Source organism: Chryseobacterium sp. NRRL B-14798 (assembly GCF_050470705.1).
GTDB lineage: Bacteria > Bacteroidota > Bacteroidia > Flavobacteriales > Weeksellaceae > Chryseobacterium > Chryseobacterium cupriresistens.
This window is the reverse complement of the sequence record NZ_JBFLUL010000005.1, coordinates 676,409-693,880: the sequence shown is the minus strand read 5'-3', so window position 1 is coordinate 693,880 and position 17,472 is coordinate 676,409. Positions and strand designations below refer to the sequence as shown.

Annotated in this window: 16 protein-coding genes and 1 tRNA gene; 2 read left to right on the top strand and 15 right to left on the bottom strand. The window is 35.3% G+C overall.

Features of this window, described 5'->3' with window-relative positions; all coding sequences use genetic code 11:
* Nucleotides 1–32: 32 nt before the first annotated feature.
* The 6 genes from AB1278_RS03525 to AB1278_RS03500 all read right to left on the bottom strand — a co-directional run bounded on the left by AB1278_RS03525 (nt 33) and on the right by AB1278_RS03500 (nt 5,546).
* On the bottom strand, nt 33–1,568 hold the full coding sequence (locus AB1278_RS03525) for a T9SS type A sorting domain-containing protein (RefSeq protein ID WP_202841530.1): 1,536 nt from the start codon (nt 1,566–1,568) through the stop codon (nt 33–35).
* Between the two features lie 150 nt (nt 1,569–1,718).
* On the bottom strand, nt 1,719–2,564 hold the full coding sequence (locus tag AB1278_RS03520) for a mechanosensitive ion channel family protein (protein WP_202841532.1): 846 nt from the start codon (nt 2,562–2,564) through the stop codon (nt 1,719–1,721).
* Nucleotides 2,565–2,844: 280 nt separating this feature from the next.
* The gene (locus tag AB1278_RS03515) at nt 2,845–3,579 is read right to left on the bottom strand and encodes an SDR family NAD(P)-dependent oxidoreductase (protein WP_202841535.1); all 735 of its coding nucleotides are present in this window, start codon (nt 3,577–3,579) and stop codon (nt 2,845–2,847) included.
* A 183-nt stretch (nt 3,580–3,762) separates the two neighbouring features.
* Nucleotides 3,763–4,122 carry a preprotein translocase subunit YajC gene (gene yajC / locus AB1278_RS03510; RefSeq protein ID WP_202841537.1) on the bottom strand — a complete coding sequence of 120 codons (360 nt, stop codon included), beginning with the start codon at nt 4,120–4,122 and terminating at the stop codon, nt 3,763–3,765.
* A 10-nt stretch (nt 4,123–4,132) separates the two neighbouring features.
* Nucleotides 4,133–4,639: a DUF1573 domain-containing protein gene (locus AB1278_RS03505; protein ID WP_429812457.1), complete on the bottom strand. Its 507-nt coding sequence runs from the start codon at nt 4,637–4,639 to the stop codon at nt 4,133–4,135.
* 1 nt (nt 4,640) lies between these two features.
* Nucleotides 4,641–5,546: a transcription antitermination protein NusB gene (locus AB1278_RS03500; RefSeq protein WP_110008282.1), complete on the bottom strand. Its 906-nt coding sequence runs from the start codon at nt 5,544–5,546 to the stop codon at nt 4,641–4,643.
* Nucleotides 5,547–5,637: 91 nt separating this feature from the next.
* Here AB1278_RS03500 and AB1278_RS03495 point away from each other — a divergent pair, with 91 nt between their 5' ends.
* Together AB1278_RS03495 and AB1278_RS03490 are read left to right on the top strand one after the other, a co-directional pair.
* Nucleotides 5,638–7,299 carry an ABC transporter ATP-binding protein gene (locus AB1278_RS03495; protein ID WP_429812454.1) on the top strand — a complete coding sequence of 554 codons (1,662 nt, stop codon included), beginning with the start codon at nt 5,638–5,640 and terminating at the stop codon, nt 7,297–7,299.
* 99 nt (nt 7,300–7,398) lie between these two features.
* On the top strand, nt 7,399–7,734 hold the full coding sequence (locus AB1278_RS03490; RefSeq protein ID WP_027375472.1) for a DUF3276 family protein: 336 nt from the start codon (nt 7,399–7,401) through the stop codon (nt 7,732–7,734).
* A 111-nt stretch (nt 7,735–7,845) separates the two neighbouring features.
* Here the strand turns inward: AB1278_RS03490 and AB1278_RS03485 are convergent, their stop codons facing one another.
* From AB1278_RS03485 to AB1278_RS03445, 9 genes are all read right to left on the bottom strand, one after another.
* Nucleotides 7,846–10,197 (bottom strand): FG-GAP repeat domain-containing protein, encoded by a 2,352-nt coding sequence (locus AB1278_RS03485; RefSeq protein ID WP_202841540.1) that lies wholly within the window; start codon nt 10,195–10,197, stop codon nt 7,846–7,848.
* 213 nt (nt 10,198–10,410) lie between these two features.
* Nucleotides 10,411–12,081, bottom strand: a complete 1,671-nt coding sequence (locus AB1278_RS03480; RefSeq protein ID WP_429812449.1) for a right-handed parallel beta-helix repeat-containing protein — start codon at nt 12,079–12,081, stop codon at nt 10,411–10,413.
* A 152-nt stretch (nt 12,082–12,233) separates the two neighbouring features.
* Nucleotides 12,234–12,309 (bottom strand) — tRNA-His (locus tag AB1278_RS03475).
* Between the two features lie 35 nt (nt 12,310–12,344).
* Nucleotides 12,345–13,064 carry a bacillithiol biosynthesis deacetylase BshB1 gene (gene bshB1 / locus AB1278_RS03470; RefSeq protein WP_062675760.1) on the bottom strand — a complete coding sequence of 240 codons (720 nt, stop codon included), beginning with the start codon at nt 13,062–13,064 and terminating at the stop codon, nt 12,345–12,347.
* 82 nt (nt 13,065–13,146) lie between these two features.
* On the bottom strand, nt 13,147–14,799 hold the full coding sequence (locus AB1278_RS03465) for a tetratricopeptide repeat protein (protein WP_202841542.1): 1,653 nt from the start codon (nt 14,797–14,799) through the stop codon (nt 13,147–13,149).
* Between the two features lie 91 nt (nt 14,800–14,890).
* Nucleotides 14,891–15,763, bottom strand: coding sequence for a PstS family phosphate ABC transporter substrate-binding protein (locus AB1278_RS03460; RefSeq protein ID WP_429812445.1), 873 nt, complete (start codon nt 15,761–15,763; stop codon nt 14,891–14,893).
* A complete protein-coding gene (locus AB1278_RS03455; protein ID WP_171006307.1) occupies nt 15,753–15,950 on the bottom strand; it encodes a DUF308 domain-containing protein in 198 nt (65 codons plus the stop codon). Before AB1278_RS03455 ends, AB1278_RS03460 begins: the two co-directional genes overlap by 11 nt.
* A gap of 75 nt (nt 15,951–16,025) precedes the next feature.
* The gene (locus tag AB1278_RS03450) at nt 16,026–16,868 is read right to left on the bottom strand and encodes an energy transducer TonB (protein WP_062675757.1); all 843 of its coding nucleotides are present in this window, start codon (nt 16,866–16,868) and stop codon (nt 16,026–16,028) included.
* Between the two features lie 29 nt (nt 16,869–16,897).
* A complete protein-coding gene (locus AB1278_RS03445; protein WP_202841545.1) occupies nt 16,898–17,467 on the bottom strand; it encodes an ExbD/TolR family protein in 570 nt (189 codons plus the stop codon).
* Between the last annotated feature and the right edge of the window lie 5 nt (nt 17,468–17,472).

Here is a 17,472-nt window from a genome sequence, read left to right as displayed (position 1 = left end):
AAAAAAGAGACGAGAAAATTCTCGTCTCTTTTTTATTCCTTTATAAATTTGTTGGTTATACTTCCGATTTTCAGATAATATATCCCGTGTTCAAGATTACTAACGTCTATCTTATTATCTTTAATAATTGCTTTCAATATATTTCTTCCACTTGCATCTGTAATTTCTACATTATTATCCTTCATTTTTCTGGAATTAATATTCAGGATATTCTTTACAGGATTAGGATATATACTTACACTTTCATCCTTAATTCTCTCCTCTTTAGCCGTTAATATATTTCCATTATTTAAAACCTTTGTAATAATACCTTTATTCGGCGTCTGATGATTTCCAAAAATCAATATTTTCTGATCAGCCGTCATGATTGCAGATCTCATAAATTCCTTATAATTTAAATCAACATCAACTATTCCGTTATTCCCAAAACCCAAATCTACGGAACCATCCGTATTAAATTTTTTGATAAATTGGTTAAGGTCTGCTGCGTTTCCCGTGGGGCTTGCCATACATACCAAAAATAAATGGTTGCTATTATCTAATAATAAAGTAGGATAAAGGATATTATTGTCAACATAATAATTATTGCTATTATAGTAAGATTCATTAACAATACCATTCGTTCCAAAACTATTGTCCAGATCTCCATTTTGATTTAATTTCATCAACGTGATCAGAGATACTGGTGAAGCAGCAGAAGACGAAACTCCATATATGTAAGTGTTATTATCTTTACCTGTTGCCGTACAGAAATAAGTTGAATAATTTTGAATCGGGGTATAAGATATCGAATTATTATTATAAGTAGTATCTAAAATGCCATCTGCAGAATACCTTGACTTTATAAATTGTCCATCTGTTTTTTGCCCGATTAATAGTAATTTTGAATCATTTTGAAGTACCAGGCGTCCTAAATTTGCTTCCTGCAGCACAAGACCATTATTTCCAAACGTGGTATCAATAGAACCATTTTCATTAAGGCGGAGAACGGCTAATTTTGATAACTGGTTATCTACTACTGTTGTGCACAGCAAAATTTTGTTATTACTAGTTAAAATTACATTATGAAAATTAAAAGGGCCAGACAGTCCAAGGGTGTCAAAAAATGAGTTAAATACAGAATTAGCAACCACTCCATTAGTACCAAACCCTATATCATAAGTTCCGTTTTCATTCAACCGGATTAACTTATTGCCCAAAATATCACCAAGGATAATTTTTTGATCAGGCTGAATACACATTTTAATCAAACGGGAAATCGGGTTGGAAGAAACTGGCGGAATAAATACTGTATTGAAACTGTTATCTATAGTACCATCAGCATTCAGCCTTTGAATTACATTGGTAGTAGACTGACTGCTATTGGGTATATTGTAAAAGGTTCCACTTACCATAATTTTCTGCTGTGCAGTAAAAGCTCCGGTTTCATAAATAAATCCGTATGCATTGTTAGGCGTGTATGTATATATTCCATTATTGCCAAAAGAAGGATCTAAAAATTGGCTTTGTGCTGTTACAGATGTTACTGCACTAAAAATTCCTATAAAAAGGAGCAGTTTATTAATCATAGTTAGTAATTTTTTGCAAATATAATGTAATATTTGAGCAGGCAATATTAATCTTAAATATTTGTAGCAACAGCAGTTATTCGCATAACTCAGTAATAAAAACTCCCACATAATATAACGCAGGAGTTTCTTTAAAAAAATTAAATATAATTATTGATTGTAAATATGCACATCCCTTTGAGGAAAAGGAATTCCGATTCCTGCTTTATCGAGAGCTTCTTTACAACCGATGATTAATTCTTCATTCATTGTCCAGAAGTTTTCAGTGGAAGTACTTACTCTTACCGATACATTGACAGCACTGTCTCCAAGCTCTGTTACTACTACCTGGGGCGCAGGTGTTTCAAGAGCATATTGATTATTTTTAATAACTTCCATTAGAATATCCTTGGTCTGCCTAAGATCCGCATCATAAGCAACTCCGATATCCAATGATGTTCTTCTTGTTCCCAGCTGGGTAAAATTGGTAATGCTATTATTTGACACTACCCCATTAGGAATAACAATCAGTTGGTTTTGTGGTGTAACCAGCTTTGTATGAAAAATATCAATAGCCTGTACAGTTCCTGACACACCTGAACTGGTAGAAATAAAATCTCCGATTTTAAAAGGTTTTAATAATAAAATTAAAATTCCACCTGCAAAATTCGTTAAGGATCCCTGTAAGGCTAAACCTACTGCCAGACCTGCGGCACCAATCATGGCAACAAATGCAGAAGTCTGTACTCCAAGCTGTGTTACAACAACAATAAACAAAAGAATATTCAATCCCCAGTTGATAATATTTAAAAGAAAGTGCTGGAGCGAAGCTTCCATGTTTCGTTTTTTGAAAGCTTTTTCAACCAGCTTTTTGATCATTCTGATCATCCATGAGCCAATCAGGTAAATTAATAATGCAGAAATGATTGCAGTAAAAATCCTCGGTGCCCATGAAATTGCTGAAGAAATTAAGGTGTCCCAGTGTTGTTGAATCTTGTTCAATTCTAAATCGTCCATTTTTATACTATGTGTTACTATTTATATCAATATTATATCAATACAGCATTGATATCTTCTGCAGGATTTGAAAAAAGAATTCTACCCTTCCCTACCTGAGCGAAGGTGAATCATATTTATCCTTGAAATAGATTGACAGCAGAAAAAGAATGTTTCAGCTTTATTCAATAATCATTCAGAAACTGAATCTTGCAGGAAGAAATAATTTTTGGGACATAGAATTACAAAAACGATACCGAACTGTCTGCTATTAAAGAAAAATAATATTAATGAAAATTCATTAAGGTAATTTCGCAACCAGGCTTTCCGGCAAAAGTCTAAGAATATGATAAATCATTTTCCATTTAAAATTTGGAACAATGGTAAAAGAGTTTCCTGCACCGACAATAAATTTCGCCACATAATCCGGTTCCATGATCAGGGATTGATTCAGTTCCAATCCTTCATTGATTTTTGTTCTGATATACCCGATAATCAAAGCATTCACGATGATTTTACGGGAAGCTAATTCCTGCCTCAGCCCTGCCAGAAACTGCGTAAATGCAGCCTTGGTACTTCCGTAGACAAAATTGCTTTTTCTCCCTTTTACCCCTGACAAGGATGAAAGACCAATTATTCTTTCCAGGTTCGTATTGCTTTTATCCATTGCAATAATACTCAGAATAGACACACCTCCCATATAATTGACCTCCATCATTTGCTTTGCTCCCTTGAAATCAGTGAGAGCTTGTTGGTTGTCTACTAAAAAACCTGCAGCATAGACTACAATATGAGGCTTTACAGAAAGATTGTAATAAAACTGATGATGAGAACCAAAATCAGCAGCATCAAAATACAAAATAGAAACTTTTGAGCGGTCAAGATTATTTGAATCAACAAAATGATCCAGAGATGTTGTATTTCGGGAAGCAGCAATGACTGTGAATCCTTTTTCAACATATTGTATCATACATTGTTTTGCTACATCTGAATTAGCACCAAGAATAAGAACGGTTTTGTTTGTGTTTTGATTCATGAAGCAAAGATAATTTTTTTATTAAACACTATTCCCACTCATTGCTTTCACAATTGGACCCAAAAGCAGCCAAACATATTAAAAATATGGGAAGTAAATACGACTTATGAGATCAAAATCTTATAAAAAGCTGCGGCGGGTGAACAAAGTTCACCCGCCGCAGCTAAATATTTTCAGACTGAATTATTTCTTTTCTTCAGTGGCTGTCTCTTTTTTGTCATCTGCCTTATCAGCAGATTTTGCTCCAAAGCGCGCTTCTGTCATTTCTCTTGAAACCGCTGCTTTTTCGAATTTCAGTTTTCCGGATAATGTTTCAATAACAAAACCATCATCCTGAACCTGAGCAATTCTTCCATGAAGACCCGATGTAAGAACTACTCTTGTTCCTACTTTAAGGTTTTCCTGAAAGTTTTTCTCCTGCTTTTGCTTTCTCATCTGAGGTCTGATCATCAGGAAATAAAACCCTACGAACATCACACCCATTGCTATCATCATCATTGATGAAGATCCTTGTGGCTGTGCCTGTAAAAATAATGTCAACATATTTTAAATATTATGGTTGAATGTTCGCTGTGAACGTTAATCTGATTGGCGATTTTTCTACGTTTGCAAAAACGTCAGCATACTTCTGAACATTTCCGTCGAAGCTTGAAGAATCAAAGTGCAAAGTAACTTTTCCTTTTTTACCCGGCATGATTGGCTCTTTTGTAAAATCAGGAGCTGTACATCCGCATCCTGGCTTCACTTCAGAAATAATTAATGGATTTTTCCCTGTATTGGTAATTTCATATACATGCTCTACTTTATCTCCTTTTTTGATTTTACCAAAATCAAAGTTGTTTTCAGATAAAGCTACAGAAGTAGATGGTTCGTTGGAAACCGGAGCTGCCGTTTCACCGGTTACAGCTGCTGCTGTAGAATCAGTGGTTACCGGAGCCGCAACAGCTGCAGAATCAGTAGTTGCAGTTTCCGTACTTTGAGTTTCTTTGTTTTCTTTTTTACATGAAACTAACCCAAAGCCTATAATTGACAAGGCGATAATTGATAACGTCTTTTTCATTTTATATTCTATTTTGATCTTTACAATATTTATCTAAAATACCATTGATGAAGATATTGGAACGGTCTGTAGCAAATACTTTCGCAATTTCAATATATTCATTAATGATCACTCTTGAAGGTGTGAAAGCAAAGTTGTCAAGCTCTGCAATAGCTGTAGATAAAATTACTTTATCCATAAGAGAAACTCTTTCCAGATCCCAGTTTTCGAGTCTTTCTTCCAGCTTCTTTTCATTGTTCTCCCAGTTGTTCAGGGTATCTCTCAACAATTTTGCAGCAAATGTTTTATCTTCTTCATCTTTAATCATTTTGATCAAAGTTCTGCTTTCTTCATCTTCTCTCAGGAAACCGATTGTTTTTTGTACCATTGAATTGGCGATATGGATATCATCATACCATGAAAGTTCCTTATCACCTAAATAATCATGAAAATCTTCATTCTCAGCAATATATCTTAAGAATAATTTCCCAATAAATTTCTGATCTTCTTCAAAAGAATATCCTTCTTCTTTCATGAAATCCTGATAACGTTTTCCAGCAGTAATTCTCTGGAAAGTTTTTACCAATAAGTCATCATGCATATCCCATTTCAATTGCTTGTGCTGACCTGTAAAAAATAATCTTTCAGGATTTTCTTCCAGTTTACGCAATACCTGGTTGTTGATGAATTTTTGGTTAGGATTAATATCAGCATCAGTTTTAAGAAATTTATTCTTACCAATTTCGATCTGATTCTCTGCCAAATCTTTCAGACCCACCAAAAAGTTGAGCTGATAGATGTATAGATAATAGATTTTCTCTATCCCGGCAAACATGTTTTTCTCTAAAACATCAAATTTTACAGGATTTTGGTAGTAAGAATACACGGTCTGTACTACTTTTTCACGGATTTGTCGTCTTCCTAACATTCAAAGAGCTTTTTTATGGCTGCAAAGATACAAAATTTAAAATTGATGAAATTCGTAGTGTGATGACATTTTTGTAATTTTGTCAAACTATATGAAAGCGCTAAAAACCTTAAACCCTTATTTTTGGAAACACAAAATACTATTGTTTTGGGGGGTACTCTTTATCATTGCCAGTAATTTCTTTAATATATATAAGGTTCAGTTTGTAGGAAAATCTGTTGATGAACTTACAAAAAATGGGAATCTCGGCTTCAACCAACAGGTTTTAATCTATGTTGGAATTATTGTAGGATGTTCTCTTTTAACCGGATTCTTCACTTTTATGATGAGACAGACCATTATTGTTGCGTCAAGGAGAATAGAATATGAACTTAAAAATAAAATCTACAGACATTATCAGGATTTATCTTTAACGGATTATAAACAGACCACCATCGGAGACTTAATGAACAGATTGAGCGAAGATGTTGTTGCAGTAAGAATGTATCTTGGTCCCGGGGTCATGTATGTAGCCAATCTGATTGTCTTAGTATTGATAACGGCGATCTACATGGTAAAAACAGATGCTTCCATGACGATGTGGACTTTACTTCCTCTTCCTATTTTATCGTATGCTATTTATAAGGTAAGTTCAATCATCAATAAAAAGTCAAAAATCATGCAGAAAAGCCAGTCTGCGATTTCAACTTTTGTACAGGACAGCTTTTCCGGAATCCGTGTGGTAAAATTTTTCGCCAGAGAAAAATATATCGAAAAAAACTATGGCATCAAAGTTACTGATTATCAAAACAAAGCCTTGGATCTGGCCAAGACAGAAGCCTATTTCTTCACCATTATTCTTTTCGTTATCGGTTTATTAAACGTAGCCATCATCTGGATTGGAGGTGCCAAATATATTGCCGGAGAATTAAGTATCGGTAAGATTGCTGATTTCTTCATGTATATCAACACCCTGATTTTCCCGTTCTCTATGGTAGGATGGGTAACTTCTGTGAATCAGAGAGCTGAAGCGTCTATGCAGAGGATCAATGAATTCATGGATAAGAAATCGGAGATCATTAATACCAATTTTGAAAACTATCCTATCAAAGGAGATATTGAATTCAGAAACGTTTCTTATGTATATCCAAATACGGGAATCAGGGCACTGGATAATTTAAGTTTTAAAGTAAAAGCCGGAGAGTCATTGGCTATTATGGGTAAAACCGGTAGTGGAAAATCAACAATTGCCTTGCTGTTGTGCAGATTAATAGATCCTACAGAAGGGGAAATTTTAATTGATGGCAAAAACCTGAAGGATCATAATCTGGAGAACTACAGAAACTTTATCGGGTATATTCCTCAGGAAAGTTACTTATTTTCTGATTCTATTGAAAATAATATTGGTTTTGCCATTGATCATCCTTCTCACGAGAAAGTAGTAGAATACTCAAAAATTGCAGATGTTCATAAGAATATTGTAGAGTTTAAAGATCAATATAAAACACTTGTTGGTGAACGCGGAGTAATGCTTTCGGGGGGACAAAAGCAGAGAATTTGTATCGCAAGAGCCTTAATTAAGGACCCCAATATTATCATTTTTGACGATTCCTTGTCTGCTTTAGACACAGAAACTGAGCAGAATATTCTGGAAAATATTGATAGAAAAATCAGCAATGCCACTTCCATAATTATCACACACAGAGAGTCTAGCGCTCAAAAAGCCCATCAAATTATCAACCTTACTGAAATTGCCAATTCTGTAACCGCTTAGCCATTTCATTCTCAATTGTTAAATAAATCATAAAAAAAATTTTGTGATTAAAAGAATTCTTTTATATTTGTTCTTAACAAGATTAAAAAATATCTAACAATGAGTGAATACAAGGAACGCCATGAAAATGAGATTTTCACGAAGGTGTTAAAAGCAGGGAGAAGAACTTATTTCTTTGATGTGCGCGAGACGAAAGCAGGAGATTATTATCTTACAATCACTGAGAGTAAGAAGAATTTCGGAGAGAATGGGGAAGCTACATTCGAGAAGCATAAAATTTACCTTTACAAGGAAGATTTTAAAAGTTTCCAGGAGATGTTTAATGAGTCCACAGATTTCATCATTAATGAAAAGGGTGAGGATGTAATTTCAGAAAAACATGACAAAGACTTCAAAAGCAGATCTTTTACAATTGATTCTGACGACGAAGTTTAAAAAAGAATATCTAAAAACACAAGCATCTGAAAAAGATGCTTTTTTTGTGCTCTGAAATTGTTTAAATATAAAAAAACGGGCTAAAGCCCGTTTATATTGAATATTAACTAGTTATTTCCTTTTTTCGTATTTTACTGATACTATTTCTTTTGAATCTTCTTTATCAAAAGGTGCTGATTTCAGGAAACTGTATAACACATCTGGCAGCTCATTCTGACATGGATCTTCTGAATTTCTGTTATTCATGCTGTTCACACTATTATTTGTAACATTTGCGGCAGAAAACATGACAATTCCCCCATCTTTTCTAAGGGTAGCCAACTCTTCATTCTTAGTACTTGAATCAAAATTTCCGAAGCACATTACATTGTTTTTGGTTTGCAGAACAGGAAATTTTTCAGAAGTAATGCCGGATAAGCTATTCCCATTCAGTTTAAATAATTTATAATCCCCATCAAAATTCCTGTGAGCAATAATTTCAGCAGCACCATCGGCGTCAATATCTCCAACAGCAAGCCCCTTCCAATCTGAAGCAGAGCCCCAATTTGTAAATTCAGTAATTTTTGTGAGAACACCACTATCGTTTACACGATAAACATGGATACCATTATTTACAGCATTACTATCATCCGCATCAACAAGCAGCACAATCTCATCTTTGCCATCTTTATCTAAATCACCTGATGCTACCGCTTTAATTTTAGAACTTGCAGCCAAGTTAAGTGTATTGACATATACTGACTGTATATCTGTGCCAACAAATTTATATACCCTAACTTCTTTATTAAAATTTCTTACTGTGATAACATCATCTTTTCCTCCACTTATAAAATTTCCTGCAACAACCCCTGCCCATTCGGACTGGGTTCCCCATCCTGTATATTTAGCATGCTCAGCAATATTACCATTTTCAACTTTTAGGACATAAAGACCATTTTCGGTAGCATCTGCATGATCATTTAAAGCTATGATCTCACTTTTATTATCTCCAAAAAAGTCGCCTGCAGCCAATCCTTTCCAGTTATTGGAACCACCATATACTTTACTGGTGGTAACCTGTCGGAAGGCTCTGTCGTGGGGTTCTAAGGTCTGCATTAAGCCGTCAAAATTTCTGATAACAACAAATTCATCATCGCTATCTCCATCGAAATTACCACTGGCAATACCTCTCCAATCGGAGTCTTCTCCATATTCATGATCCGTATTGACAGGCACAACTAAGTGTTCAAAATTTGATAAAAGTGCCCAAGTTATTGAAGAATCAAATACCGTTATATTGCTATAATAATTTTTAGCAGCCTGCAGATCTGAAACGATCTGATATAACATTTGATCATCATATTGAGATAAATACAACCATAAATAAGCGGTATAAGTACCGTATCTAGGAGTCACAGTAGGATCAGAGGTATTAATATTATACTTGATATTCCAATTTTCACCATTATAATTAACCCCATTTTTTATATGTAAAGGAGAGATATAAATATCTTTTGTCAGTGTTTTAGTATAGGCATTGATATCTGCAGTGGTATAAATAAGGCTTCCATTGATTGAAATACCATACCTATTACATTCATAAGGAAAAGCAGCAGTCAAATCAGCATGGGAAATATCTTCACGTAAAGTATCATACTTCCAGTAGGTCCAGACATTAGATCCTAAGTTGGTATTAAGTTGTGTATTTGCTTTTATAAAATTGGCAATTTGATTGAGCTGGACAAGATAATTGTTTTCATTCGTTGCTCTGTACATTTGTACAAGCACCCTTCCAACAGAACTTTGCATATTGAATGGTAAAATTACTCCTGGAAAAGCTATTGGTAGATTATTATCGCTTCGTTCTTTGTAATATCCTATGGTGTTGTTAGAACCTGGCTCTATAAACCATTGATCTGAATGATAATTAAGTGTTTCCTTTATTTTCAGGATAAGGTCATTGGCAATTGCGTTATAGGTTTGTCCGGTATAACGGCCAGGTAAATCATATGTTAAGTTTTGAATAATGTTATCTTTTTTAACGATTGCTGCAAATTTAGCCATAGGATATAATATATTAGCACTATGCACCAGATGAGGATAGGTTGCTCCCGAATCCATTTTTGGTATATTATAGTGATTATTCGACCAAGCAGGACCTATACTATCTCTATAATCAGAAATTTGACTTAAACCCGGTACCTGACCTCTAAGATCATCCCTTCTGTCAATAGTGTTACCAATACATTTTATTAAGGTTTTGGCATATTTTGGTTCTTTTGTCTTCTCATACATTAAAACCAATGCTTCCATATGGGCCGGTACAGCCCACGCGAACTCAAGCTGATCCGGACTTGTTGAATTACCATCCCACTGATCAAGACCTCTTGTATCAAAAAGACGTTTATAATAAGATTGGGAACCTGATTGAGAATAAGATTTTATTGCAAAAAAAACAATAAGAATTGTAAAGATTTTTTTCATGTTAATAGCTTTGATTATGGTAATTTTAACGAGATTTTTCTCACGATTCTGGTTAAACAAATATAAATGTTTTGATCACCACTCATAGAATTTATTTAAAGAACTTTTATATAATATTTTGTAAATAGAGGAAAGATTTATCGATACTGAAAAAAAATAAAAAAAGCCTTTCAAACTTTGAAAGGCTAAAAATAAGTAAGATTTATCCGTACATTATTTCTTGACAAATTTCTCTGTAATGATTTTGCTTTCCGTCTTTACGTTGAGAATATAAATTCCTGGCAGAAATGCTGAAATATCAATTTTCGATTCTTTTGTGGTTATTATAAGTTGCCCGGATAGATTAAATACTTCCACCTTCAAAATTTTATTATTGGTTTCTATATTCAAAATATCTTTAGTGGGATTTGGATAAATTTTAAAATCGTGAATTGGTAATTCTGCAACACCAAGGTTTCCCATCAATTCGTAAGCTCCAGCATCTGGATTACCCATACGGGCTGTTCCTCTTATATCGTCTGAGGGCGCATCTGTCAGCATTCCGTAATTGACAGCAACGCTATTGGGTAACAAGGACAAACCATCATCTGAAGTTCTTAAAACTCCATCAGCTCCAAAAATATTGGCTTCATCTGTAAAACCAGGATTAGTCTGGAATATATTATTAGGATAACCATATAAAGAATTTTGGTTTGCCAAAGTATAAAATCCCTGCGGCAACTGAAACAGGTTATTATAGAAGTAATTTTCAGCCGGCCAGTCATTATGATTTTTATAATCTGCTCCAGGCTGATTATCCGTACCATTGATATTACCCCAGAATATATTGTTTTTCACATAATTATTTCCCAGATAGGTAAAAAATCCGCCGCCTCTTGTTCCTATATTTTTATAAATGGTGTTATTGATCACTTTATTGCTTCCGTAATAAAGAAAAATTCCTCCTCCCATATAGTTTGAAGTATTTTCATAAAGCAGATTATTGACGATGAGATTTGAACCCTTTTCAGTATAAATACCGCCGCCACCATAATAATAGGTATCAATCTGGCTGATCCCGGCTTTATTTTTAGCAATTACATTTTTACTGATTACATTATTTACACCCAAAACCGCATAGATACCTCCACCATCGCCGGTAGCAGTATTATCGTGAATATAGTTATTGGTAATGGTATTGGTTCCTTGAAATACAATCACACCTGCGCCGTCATAAAAAGCTTTATTATTATAAATCTCATTGTTAGAAATGATATTATTACCATTTGAAGTATAAATGCCTCCACCGGAATAGCCGGAGTTCAAATAAATCCTGTTATTGGAAATTGTATTATTTCCATTAATAAAATAGATAGCAGGACCTGCTAATCTCGAAACAATATTTCCGCTTACATTATTATTAACAGTGCCAACAGCAAAACCATTGGAAATGGAAAATCCGTCTAATTTTACTCCAATAGCGCTGGCAATATTCGCTGCAAACAGCACCACATGATAGCAATTATCATTTTTAGTTCCTAAATCTCCCAGGTCGCCGCTTAAGAGCGTTATATTAGTGTTTAAATTCCGGTCTGTTAAAGAAGTTTCTGTTCCATTAAAACCACCGTAGACTGAAATACCATCTTTTAAATAAAACGTCTTATCTCTGATATCTGAAGGAGAAGGATTTCCAAACGGATCTCTGGTAGGAAAATATGTTCCGGCGGCAACCCAGACTTCATCTCCAATCTGACTGCTATTGATTACTTCCTGCAAATCATTGCCTGCTGTAGCCCATGAAGTGTAGGGTGCGCTTCCGGTGGTGGAATTAATATTCACATATCGTACTGTTGAGGAAATTACAATGAAATTGAATATAAAAAGTAAAAAGTAGATCTTTTTCATTACCCGATAATGTTTTATAATTATCGTGCAAATATACTTTTTCTAAGCCAGGATAAAAAAAATAACACACCAAAAAGTGTCATTTCAATACAACTTGATTGTTTTTGGGACATAAAAAAAGCACATTTTCTTTTTGAAAATGTGCTAATTTAGGGTGAATGATGGGTCTCGAACCCACGACCTTCGGAACCACAATCCGACGCTCTAACCAACTGAGCTACAATCACCGTTTTCTGAGTGCAAATATAGGACAATTTCCTCAACTACCAAACAATTCCATCAAAATTTTTCAAAGAAATTAATCTTTCAGACGTAAAGCCCTCAGCATAAGCAACTCCCGATAACCGTCCTAAATCCTGTGCCCGGTACGTTAAGCTTTCATAGAAGTCTTTTGTCGTAATGGGAGTCTCAGGTTCTTTAGAAGTTGGGTCATAAAACTGAGTTTTGTACGCCATACAAGCTTCCAGTTTTTTAGGCAGGTATTCTGAAATGTCAATAACAAATTCCGGTTTAATATCTTTCCACTGAATATAATGAAAAATATGTTTTGGCCTCCACACTTCCTGAGATTCACCTTCCAGTACGGTTTCAATTTTTCTCAGTCCGGACAAAAAGCACGCATCCGACACTAATTTCGCTCCTTTTGCATGATCCGGGTGTCTATCATCAATTGCATTAGCCAAGACGATTTCTGGTCTGTATTTGCGGATCATTTTTACAATCCTCATTTGATATTCTTCGGAATTTACCAAAAATCCATCTTTCATTCCAAGATTCTCTCTTGCGGAAAGCCCAAGGATTTTGGCTGCATCTGCTGCTTCAGTCTTTCTGGTTTCATCTGTACCTCTTGTTCCAAGCTCTCCCCTGGTAAGATCTACAACAACGCATTTTTTTCCTTCAGAAACCATTTTAGCAATAGTTCCGCCACATCCAAGTTCTACATCGTCAGGATGTGCACCAAAAGCAAGTATATCAGTTTTCATAAACTCAAAGATAGGATTTAAAATAAAAACTTCCCAAACATTACGCATGGGAAGTTTTAATATCTATAATTTAAATTTTAAATTACTTGTTGATTTCTGCATTTAATTTTACAGCATCCTGATAAGTAGGGTCTAGCTGTAAAGATTTAGCTACATAATCTTTTGCTTTTGCCATATCAGAATCTTTACTCATATATGCTACTGCAAAGTAAGCGTAAGCAAGAGTCTGTTTGTTAGCTTCCTGATCAGCAGGTTTTACTGTGCTGATGAATTTCTCATAAGCCAATTTTGCTGCTTCATTGTTTCCTGCCTGCTGGTAAGAATACCCCTGGCTGTAATATGCCGGAGCCCAATCAGGAAGAAGTGCTGACATTTTTTGCCATGTAAGAATTGCTCCATTCCAGTTTTTGACATCCTGGTAAGCTGTTGCTAACTTAAATAATGAATCAGAATCCTGGCTGTTGGCAGCAACTTTCTGTTTTAATGCTTCAATTTCAGGAGTAGTAGGTCCTTTATCTGCTTCTGCCTGAGAAGCTCCACCACCACCTGCGATGTTTGCCAATTCAAGATCCCACTTCATTGTTTCATCCTTAGCAGCTTTTGCAATACCTACTTTTTGCTGAGCTTCAGCCATTAAAGCAGATTTTTTAGCAGCATCTTTTTCATCTTTTGCTAAACCGGCAGCAATAAGTCCCTGTAAACCTTGGTCTGCAGGCAATACTCTTGTTTTCTCTGCCTGAGAAACGAAAGTATCCATATTTTGCTTGGCGTCTGCATAATTTCTATCTGCATATGCATTATAAGCTCTCAATTTGAATTTGATAGGATCATCAATTTTATCAAAAATCTTATCTAATACCATTTTAGAGTTTGCATAATCTTCATTCGTGAAATATAGTTTTGCAATTTCTAATTGGGTATATGGATCTTCATCAGCATATTTTGTATAGTTGATAAGATCTTGAGTAGCCTTTGCATTTTGCTGGTATCTGATATCGTAACCAGCCAATGCTTTGTACGCAGGAGCGTATGTAGGATCTACAGCAATTGCTTTATCAACGCTTTCTTTCGCTTTTTGCCACACTTGAGCAGCCATCCATAAAGTAGCCATTCTCGTGTAAACTGAAGCTTTATTTTTTGCTACAGGTAACGCCTTGTCGTAAGCAGACATGGCTTCTCCCGGAGATCTTTTCAATCTGTAAGCATCTCCTAATGTATAATAATAATGTGCAGGAACACCTTTTTTCTCAGCTTTTTCAATAGCTTTAGTCAAAAACTGGATTGCCAGGTCCGGTGAACTGTTTTTCTCGAATAAAGTTAAAGCTTCTGCTGCTCTGAAAAGAACTTCAGCATCTTTTTCTCTTGAATCAGCAACTACTTTTTGAATTTCAGCAACAGCATTTTTATCGCCTTTACCTAATTTAACAGCAGCTAAACCAATTTTGTTCAGATAGCTTTTACCATCAGCCGCTAAGCCTTTATTGAAATTTTCAGTTGCTTTAGCGTAATCTGGCTCTCCTTGTCTTAAGAAAGTATTTCCCAAATAGAAGTAGTTTTCAGCTGTAGGCTCTTTAGCGATCATGTCAGTGAAGTTTGTTTTTGCCTGCGCAAATTTATCACTGTCTATACTGTTGATACCATCCTGCAGTGTTTGTGCAGAGGCAAAACCGGTAAAAAATACCACGGCTGCTCCAAAAGCAATCTTCTTTACATTCATATTCATTATATCTTTCATTTTATATTTTCTAATAATTGAGTTTTATTATACACAATTTTCAGACCAAATCAAAATTTTTAATAAGGACAAATTGTGAATTTAATATTTTTTAACGCATCTGAACTTCTCTCTTATAAATGTTATAAGGTTGTAAGCCTTCTTTCTGCACAATTTTCTGTCCTAAATGGGTACATGAAAATCTTATAAAGCCATTGGCAATATTAAAGTTACCTTCATTAATCAGGAAATAAAGAACTCTGGTAAACGGGTATTCCATCGTGCGAAGTCCATCAAAATCTGCAGTATACGATTTTCCTTTCTCTACCACAGGAAGTACCTTCACCATGTCTCTCAGCTTTTCTGAAGTTTTATCATAAGGACGGCTGAAAGTATTCAATCCGATAACGCCTATTTTATCAGGATATTTCCCCAATTCCTCTATAATCTTCTGATTTCCCGGAATAATGGAAAATTTCAGGTCTTTTGGCTGTTTTTTTAATTTCTCAGCAACAAAGTTCAGGTTACTGGAGTTGGTTCCATCAAAAATAAATTCTTTTTTATCAGACATCAGACCGCTGCTGATTTCTTCCATTGAAATACTTTCTTTCGGAGAATCTTTAGGAACTACAAAAACCACTGCATCCGCAGCAAATTTAGCAGGAAGGAACTTCAGATCTGTTCTTTCCTCATATGTTTTAATTTCTTCAGGATTAAGATTTCTGGACATCACCACCACTTTAGCACTTCCTTTCAAAAGATCAAGAAGTCCTAAGTCTTCTTTCTTGGTTTCTACTTTGATATGTGTTTCAGGATAGTTGATCATATAGCCATCAGCTAATGCTTCTGTGACGCTTTGAAAAGATTCATCAGTGAAAATGGTAAGATCACCTTTGTGATAGGAAGGAGCGTTTTTCTCCTTTTTGCAGCTTGCAAGCATTATGCTCAGTACAAAAATTACTGCAAGCTTGAAACTATTCTTCATTTCTCGATTTTTTAATTCTTGAGATCGCTCTGTAAATTCTGAAAATACCATAGATAATGAGCACCACTCCCAATGCATAAGCAACAGCAGGCTCTAAAATAGTAAAGAAGAATTTGTAGACAATCACTACAATTCCTAAAACGATATAAAACAATCCCGTAACCAGGGATAACCAATTGAACATCATGTAACAAAAATACCAAAAAAAATAAAAAGAGAAGCATAAGCCTCTCTTTTTATTTATATTTTGAATAAATAAGTCTTATTCAAAGTTCATCGTAAATGGTACGCTATAGTAAGATCTAACGCTCTCCCCGTTTCTCTTCGCAGGAGTCCATTTTTTAAGTTTCTTAACTACACGCATCGCTTCACTGTTGAAGTCGCCGTTTGGAGATTTTTCTTCAATCGTTACATTCGAAACAGTACCGTCTTTTTCTACAACGAACTTAAGCTTCGCTTTAAGTGTCCCTTCACCTCCTTCCATCAAAGAAGTATCAAAGTTATCACCCAGGAACTTTCTCAATGCTCCCATACCTCCAGGATATTCTGCAGACTGGTCAACATCTTTATAGATCTCGTTAGGGTTGTTCGCTTTTACTTCTACTGTACTAGCTTTAGTACCTGTAGATGGTGGCGGCGGTGGTGGTGTATAAGCCGGAGCTTTTACCCCCTCCTGATTCTGTAAACCAGTTGTTGTTTCCAACTGCTTAGAAATCGGCGGTGGTGGAGTTTCAATTTTCGGAGCTTTTACAGGCTCAGGAACTACGTTCTGAATAACCTCAATTTTCTCCTCTTCTTTTGGAGGTGGAGGTGGTGGAGGTGGTTCTTCTTCTTTAGGCTGCTCGATAATCGGATCTTCTTCGATAATATCTACCAAATCTGCCTTTACTTCCTGCTTAGGCGGAGCTGTAAGATTTTTAATCGTAAGATAGATGAACGGAGACAAAGCTGCCAAAAGGAATAATGCTGTTCCGATAATAAAAGACTTGGTTAAAAGTCTCGGATACTGATGTCTAAGATCATAGGCACCATATTCCTTGTTTCTATTTTCAAATACGATCTCGTCTAAAGTAAGATTCTGACCATATACATTTTCATCTGCCATAGATTAGATATAACAATTTTATGGTTAAATTACTTTGTAGCAGCAGCCGGTGCAGCAGCACCTCCTACTTTTTTCTCATAAATAGCTTTTTCCCAAGGTTTGATATCAGTAACCCCGTACTGCTCACTTTTGGTAATTGCCATTTCATCAAGAATATCAACAAAGTTCTTATATACAGCATCGTCAGTTGGCTTAATGATCACGGTAAATTTCGTTTGATCTGCAGCTCTAGATTTTGCCTGCTGAATTACTTTTCTAATTCCTTCTCTATCAAGGGTAGTTTCCATAAGAGTCTGGTCATTCAAGGAAGTAGCATCCTGCTGGTGCCAGAAAACTCTGTTATTTTTTCCTAATAAGATAGAAATTGAGTTAGAAAGTTTAATTTCTGTTGGAGGTGGTTTTTGTTTTTCATCTTTCGGTTTAGCCGGAAGACCCAAATCCATAACGTTCGGTTTACTGAACGTAGTTGTGAACATAAAGAAGGTAATCAATAGAAAACCCAAGTCCACCATCGGAGTCATATCGACTCTGGTACTTTGCTTCTTGGAACGGACCTTGCCGCCCTTGCCGCCTTTCTCTTGTACTTGTACTTCTGCCATTTCTA

Bases quoted from the DNA above. Each gene is read 5' to 3' on its own strand.
- AB1278_RS03445 (WP_202841545.1), bottom strand. From the start codon at position 17,467: ATGGCAGAAGTACAAGTACAAGAGAAAGGCGGCAAGGGCGGCAAGGTC.
- AB1278_RS03520 (WP_202841532.1), bottom strand. From the start codon at position 2,564: ATGGACGATTTAGAATTGAACAAGATTCAACAACACTGGGACACCTTA.
- AB1278_RS03505 (WP_429812457.1), bottom strand. From the start codon at position 4,639: ATGAAAAAGACGTTATCAATTATCGCCTTGTCAATTATAGGCTTTGGG.
- AB1278_RS03480 (WP_429812449.1), bottom strand. From the start codon at position 12,081: ATGAAAAAGATCTACTTTTTACTTTTTATATTCAATTTCATTGTAATT.
- AB1278_RS03490 (WP_027375472.1), top strand. From the start codon at position 7,399: ATGAGTGAATACAAGGAACGCCATGAAAATGAGATTTTCACGAAGGTG.
- AB1278_RS03450 (WP_062675757.1), bottom strand. From the start codon at position 16,868: ATGGCAGATGAAAATGTATATGGTCAGAATCTTACTTTAGACGAGATC.
- AB1278_RS03500 (WP_110008282.1), bottom strand. From the start codon at position 5,546: ATGTTAGGAAGACGACAAATCCGTGAAAAAGTAGTACAGACCGTGTAT.
- yajC (WP_202841537.1), bottom strand. From the start codon at position 4,122: ATGTTGACATTATTTTTACAGGCACAGCCACAAGGATCTTCATCAATG.
- AB1278_RS03455 (WP_171006307.1), bottom strand. From the start codon at position 15,950: ATGATGTTCAATTGGTTATCCCTGGTTACGGGATTGTTTTATATCGTT.
- AB1278_RS03515 (WP_202841535.1), bottom strand. From the start codon at position 3,579: ATGAATCAAAACACAAACAAAACCGTTCTTATTCTTGGTGCTAATTCA.
- bshB1 (WP_062675760.1), bottom strand. From the start codon at position 13,064: ATGAAAACTGATATACTTGCTTTTGGTGCACATCCTGACGATGTAGAA.
- AB1278_RS03460 (WP_429812445.1), bottom strand. From the start codon at position 15,763: ATGAAGAATAGTTTCAAGCTTGCAGTAATTTTTGTACTGAGCATAATG.
- AB1278_RS03485 (WP_202841540.1), bottom strand. From the start codon at position 10,197: ATGAAAAAAATCTTTACAATTCTTATTGTTTTTTTTGCAATAAAATCT.
- AB1278_RS03495 (WP_429812454.1), top strand. From the start codon at position 5,638: ATGAAAGCGCTAAAAACCTTAAACCCTTATTTTTGGAAACACAAAATA.
- AB1278_RS03525 (WP_202841530.1), bottom strand. From the start codon at position 1,568: ATGATTAATAAACTGCTCCTTTTTATAGGAATTTTTAGTGCAGTAACA.
- AB1278_RS03465 (WP_202841542.1), bottom strand. From the start codon at position 14,799: ATGAAAGATATAATGAATATGAATGTAAAGAAGATTGCTTTTGGAGCA.